This window comes from Desulfonatronospira sp. (assembly GCA_003563255.1).
GTDB lineage: Bacteria > Desulfobacterota > Desulfovibrionia > Desulfovibrionales > Desulfonatronovibrionaceae > Desulfonatronospira.
The window spans coordinates 1-5,616 of the sequence record PWSL01000222.1 but is presented as its reverse complement, the minus strand read 5'-3'; the positions used below and the strand labels follow the sequence as shown (position 1 = coordinate 5,616).

4 protein-coding genes are annotated in these 5,616 nt (G+C 49.1%); all 4 read right to left on the bottom strand.

Annotated features, from left to right (window positions below; translation table 11 throughout):
* Positions 1 to 984: 984 nt before the first annotated feature.
* The gene (locus QZP87_RS06590; protein WP_291322127.1) at positions 985 to 2,490 is read right to left on the bottom strand and encodes a BCCT family transporter; all 1,506 of its coding nucleotides are present in this window, start codon (positions 2,488 to 2,490) and stop codon (positions 985 to 987) included.
* Between the two features lie 127 nt (positions 2,491 to 2,617).
* Entirely contained in the window at positions 2,618 to 3,415 is a 798-nt protein-coding gene (locus QZP87_RS06585; RefSeq protein WP_287042691.1) for a universal stress protein, read from the bottom strand.
* A 17-nt stretch (positions 3,416 to 3,432) separates the two neighbouring features.
* Positions 3,433 to 4,425 carry an ADP-glyceromanno-heptose 6-epimerase gene (rfaD, locus tag QZP87_RS06580; RefSeq protein WP_008870181.1) on the bottom strand — a complete coding sequence of 331 codons (993 nt, stop codon included), beginning with the start codon at positions 4,423 to 4,425 and terminating at the stop codon, positions 3,433 to 3,435.
* A 708-nt stretch (positions 4,426 to 5,133) separates the two neighbouring features.
* Positions 5,134 to 5,616, bottom strand: a 483-nt coding sequence (locus tag QZP87_RS06575; protein WP_291322126.1) for a hypothetical protein, incomplete at its 5' end; no start/stop codon positions are given.

The following is a 5,616-nucleotide window of genomic DNA, read 5'->3' as shown; positions in this document are numbered from 1 at the left end:
CTTCCGTCACGCCTGAGGCGTGATTGTCCCAAAAAATGAGATATTTTAAGCACAAAATGATGCTCAAGTGGGTCCCGGAGTGCCTGTCCCCTGCTTTCCTTAAAAGCGCTAAACAGATACTCCTCGCTCAAAAAGTTCACAAAAATTTTATTGACACATTTTCTATTTCAGTGTATTTACTTTTAAAAATTGTACAATAGTTTCATTTATATGATACATCAACTAGAATTTGATGCAAATAAAATTGCGTAGTTAAATTTCAAAGCATTAAAACCTCGGTACCTTTCAATGGATACATAAAACCAGAATACTAACCTGAAACGGAGGAGCAAAACCATGGTAGCCGGATTTTTGACAATACTTGCGCTTGTTTGTGCAGCAGGAGGCGTCCTTGCACTGGTCATGCATATGAAGACTGTCAAGGCATAACTTCAGCATACAGCGCAGGAGATTGTTTCTCCTGCGCTGTATTTGACCCTCTTTGCTGTCAAAAACAATTAGAGTTACAGTCTTCCTCCATTTATGAGGTAAATACAAAATTCATAGCCAGGCCTCGACCCTTCAAGATGTGACTGCAAAAAGTCATTTTTGTGTAACCCTTCAGGGGGGATATGCCAATTTGCCTACCAGGCGGGTAATGCCTTGCTGGGGATCTTTATTCTTCAAAACCGTGTGTGCGGAGCACCCGTGTGAAGCCTGAAGGCTTCCCGTGCCTAAGAAGATTTTTTTGGCACGGGCAACTTCGTTGCACACGGGCGGCTCTGCCGCTCACGGTTGGCGAATACGCCTCAAGTCTATTCTCGGTGGCGATTGCTGGCACCCCCTGAATGGTTACATTTTTGCAGTCACAGACGTCAGAGATCAGAGGTCAGTAAAATCAAAGAGTTATGTAGATTATTGATTTCTGAATTTTTCATTTCCCGACTTTTTGCAGGCGCATCCTTCAAACTGAGTTTAAACCCTTTTTCTCCACCTGCCCCCGTGTCATCTCCTGGAAAAACGACTGTTGAGCCCTTCTTTTGCCTCTGCGGACAGACCTCTCCAAAGGTTGTAGCACATAAGCAGAAGCACAAAGCTGAAAGGCAGGGCAGCGGTAATGGCCATCTGCTGCAGGGCTACCAGACCGCCTGAAACCAGGAGTATGGCCGCCACTGACGACTGGGTCACCCCCCAGACGATCTTTTTGCCCAGGCTGGGATTAAGCGATCCCCTGGAAGTCATTATGCCCAGCACAAAAGTGGCTGAGTCCGCTGATGTCACGAAAAAGACAACCAGGAGCAAAATGGCTGCATTGGACAGGATTATCGAGCCTGGATAATGGTCGAACACAGCAAAGAGCCCGGTGGATACGTCGTCAAGGACTGCTCCGCCTACTGCGGCTCCTGCCTCCAGTTCCAGGTAAAGGGATGACCCGCCGAATACCGCAAACCAGATGAAGGTGAGCAGGGTGGGTACCAGCAGGGCACCGCTGATAAACTCCCTGATGGTCCTGCCCCGGGAAATACGGGCCACAAATATGCCCACAAAAGGAGACCAGGCGATCCACCAGGCCCAGTAGAATATGGTCCAGTCCTTGTACCATTCATGTCCCAGAAACGGGTTCACGGTGAGGCTCATCTCCAGGACGTCGCTTAAGTAGCCGCCCATGGTATCGGTAAAAACAGTCATTATATACGCAGTGGGTCCGAAAACCAGCATAAACACCACCAGCAGAAAAGCCAGAAACATATTGGACTTGCTCAGGGTCTGAATCCCCTTGTCCAGCCCCACGGTAGCGGAAATCATAAACAGCATGGTGGTGACAAGAATAATGAGCAGGGTGCTGGTATCTGTGGCTGGAAGACCATAGATATGTTCCAGGCCGCTGTTGATCTGTAGCGCCCCCAGGCCCAGGGAAGTGGCTATGCCGAATATGGTGGCGAAAACAGCCAGGATATCTATCAGCTTTCCCGGCAGCCCGTAAATTCTGTCCCCGAGCAAGGGGTAAAAACATGAGCTGATAAGAGGAGGCATATCCCTGCGAAAGGAAAAATAGGCAATGCTCATGCTCATGATGATGTATACCGCCCACGGATGCAGGCCCCAGTGAAAAAAGCTGTAGCGCATGGCAAAGGTGGCCGCCTGGCCGCTTTCCTTTTCTATATGTTCCGGGGGCTGCATATAGTGGCTCAAAGGTTCGGCCACTCCCCAGAAAATAAGCCCGATGCCCATGCCGGCGGCAAAGAGCATACTGAACCACCCGAAATAAGTATACTCCGGCCTGTCTTCGTCCTTGCCCAGCTTGATATTGCCGTATTTACTCAAGGCCAGGACAATACAGAAAACCAGAAAAAAGAAGGTCACCAGAAGATAGGCCCAGCCGAAATTGGCTATAATGCCGCCATGAATGGTTGTGGAAATGCTGTCCAGAAGTTCCTGGTCAAATATTCCCAGCAGCACAAAACCGGCTACAATGATTAACGATGCAACAAAAACCGTATCCTTGAACATATTAAGACCCGGCTGAAATTTAGTTTAAAGTTACAGTTTGCACCAGCTGCAGCTGGCTTTTGTCAGGTTTTGTCCCTTTTTCGAAATTCATCCGCCCCGCAGAAAAGTCGCAGGAAAAGCCTGGCCATTATGGAATCAACAGAACCGAGCTGTTGACCCGGGAAACGACTCTGGCGCAGGTGGAACCCATCACATGCAGGGGAAACGGCTCATTGAGTCTTCCCAGGATCACTGCGTCTGCCTGGATTTCATCCACCACATCCAGTATGTGGCTGGCAGGAGAGCCGATCCTGGATATCTGCCTTACCTTCCGGTAATATCCCGAGTACTGCTCTTTTAGCTCTTCCAGCTTTACATTGACATGCTCCCGCCTAAGCTGTTCCGAATACGGATCAGCCGCTCTCTCCCCCACATGCAGGACTACAAGTTCCGGCACCAGCTCCCCGAGAAAGAACACCGGTTGACAGCATTTTTCTGCTGCCTGCTGAAAATCCGTTGCAAATACGATCCGGTGCATTTGCTCCTCATGCCGCAAATCAGGTCTTTTCTTGTGCACCCAGACCGGGCTGTCCGCCAGGCGGACCACATCCTGGGTGGTGCTTCCCAGAAGTGAGCTCATGAGAAAATTTCTGCCCCTTGCCGGAATATAAATAAGGTCAGCGCCCTGCTCCCTGGCCTCCCTGGTGATCTCTGAGGCCACATGTCCTTCTTCCACTTTATAGTGTACGTTTATCCCAACTTCATCCAGAGCGCTCTGAAAATGCCTGAGCCTGGACTCGGCATGCTTGTGGCCACCCAGTCCGGGGTTTAGCACATGAAAAAACACCATATCCTCGGCCTTCATCTTGTACAAAAACGAAGCCCTTATCTTTATTTCAGTAAGGGATTCGTTCAAATCCACGGGATGCAGTATTTTTTTAAACATAAACTACTGATCGCTTATTATTGGTGTTCAACAGGTCGCAGTGAAAGATAGGGATCATCCTGTTCCAGGTGATTTAGAATATAATCATGCACCCCCTCTTCCAGGGAAGAAAAACGTACCGGGCATCCGGTGGCCTCCAGCCTGTGCATCCGGGCCCGGGTAAAATACTGGTATTTGGGCCGTATTTCCTCGGGCATGTCTATGTATTCGATATCCGTTTCCCGGCCCAGGGCTTTGAACACGGCACCGGCCAGGTCGTTCCAGGACTCGGCCCGCCCGGAACCCAGATTGAAAACCCCGTTTACTTCCTGGTGTTCCAGAAGCCAGGCCATGGCCTCCAGGCAGTCCTTGAGATAAATAAAGTCTCTTTTCTGCTCCCCGTGCCGATAATCAGGGTGATAGGACTTGAAAAGCCGCACCCTCCCGGTTTGCTTCACCTGAAAATATGCCTTGCGCACCACGCTCTGCATGTCTTCCTTATGATACTCGTTGGGACCGTAAACATTGAAGAACTTCAGCCCCACAGCCCTGTCCAACCAGTTTTGCCTGTGCATCCAAAGATCAAAGAGCTGCTTGGAGTATCCGTACATGTTCAGTGGCTGCAGGTCCGGCATGATTTCCGGGTCATCGCTGAATCCACGGCTGCCGTCCCCGTAGGTTGCCGCACTGCTGGCATATATAAACCTGGAGCCGCTGCTTATGCAGTACCTGGCCAGTCTCTGAGAATAACTGAAATTGTTGTGCATTAGATAATCGGCATCACTTTCCGTGGTGGAAGAACAGGCCCCCATGTGGATTATGGCTTCCACCCTTCCGAAATCACCGTTTTCCAGCCTGTCCAGAAAACTGTCCTTATGTTCAAAATTCTGAAACCTAAGATTGACCAGGTTCTTCCATTTCTCTTTATGGCCCAGACGATCCACTATGAGAATATTCTCAATGCCCATGCTGTTCAGCTTCCAGACAAATCCGCTGCCGATGAATCCGGCCCCTCCGGTCACTATATACACTGGTTCATCTCCTTTAGACTTACTCCTGAAACCCTGTCATAAAAAACAAGAAACTTAGACAGGATTAACAGGATTGACAGGATAAGCAATCTGCGGCCGGAAGCCGCAGATTGCATTAGCCATCCAGCACTCACTTTCTTCTGGCATTCATGAGTGCCGGAAAAAAGTGAGTGCTGGAGTGATTACCTTTTGGCCTGGCTCCCGGCCAGGACAAAAATGTTTTTCTCTTAATCAATCTCTTAATCCTGTTAATCCTGTCAAAAAAGCTCTTTTCTTTATTGGGTTGCGGGCAAAGTCCGCGTTAGTACTAATCTCCAGAAATATCCCGGCATCAGGCTCAGGCTTTCAACCCTGAAATATATACCTGAAAATACCTGCTGCCCTGTAATCATCACGGCTTAAAGGTTTTTCTGCTGTTCCTCAAGTCCTTTGAGAGATAAAAAGTTTTGAGCCTGCAATCACGCTTCCCCGCAACCGTAACCATTCAGTGGGTTCCAGTAATCACCACCGAGAGTAGACTTCAGGCGTACTTCTCAACCGTGAGCGGCAAAGCCGCCCGTGGGCAACGAAGTTGCCAGTGCCAAAATAATCTTTTCTGGCACTGGAAGCCTGCAGGCTTCACACTGGTGCTTCGCACACACGGTTTTGAAGAATAAAGAGCACTAGCCTGGATTACCGCGTTAGTTTTTGGACTTAACACCGCGAGGGCTATTTGAAATCGATTTTTAGGTTGCTGTTCAGCCATGGGACTTTAATTTCACAGCCTTGGAAGCCTGCGGAAATAAGCAAGGGGTTGTGAGCCCTGCGAGACAGTTGGACCTCGATTATGTTTTCTTTTAGTCTGATCTGGGCACTGGTATTTATCAAGTCCCGAAAGATATGTCTTGATTTGGCCACTTCATATCCCCGGCCCACATCCTGACCCAGCAGGTGATATAGACTGCTGGCCATAAGTGTGAGTTGGAGATCGAGGTTGACCTTCATGGCTACTGCTGAGGATAGAGCGTCCATGTGAAAGAAGTCAATGCCGTCTTGAATATTATTTTCGATGAGCATGCGTCTTGCGTATCGCGAGATAAGCCTGGACGGTGAAGCAGTGAGCTGGTTGGTCAAAAGAAGTGTTGGTTCTTCATGTCCGAGATCTTTGATGGCCATCTGGCGAATGGGTCCTTCATATCCTGAGAGCTGGAT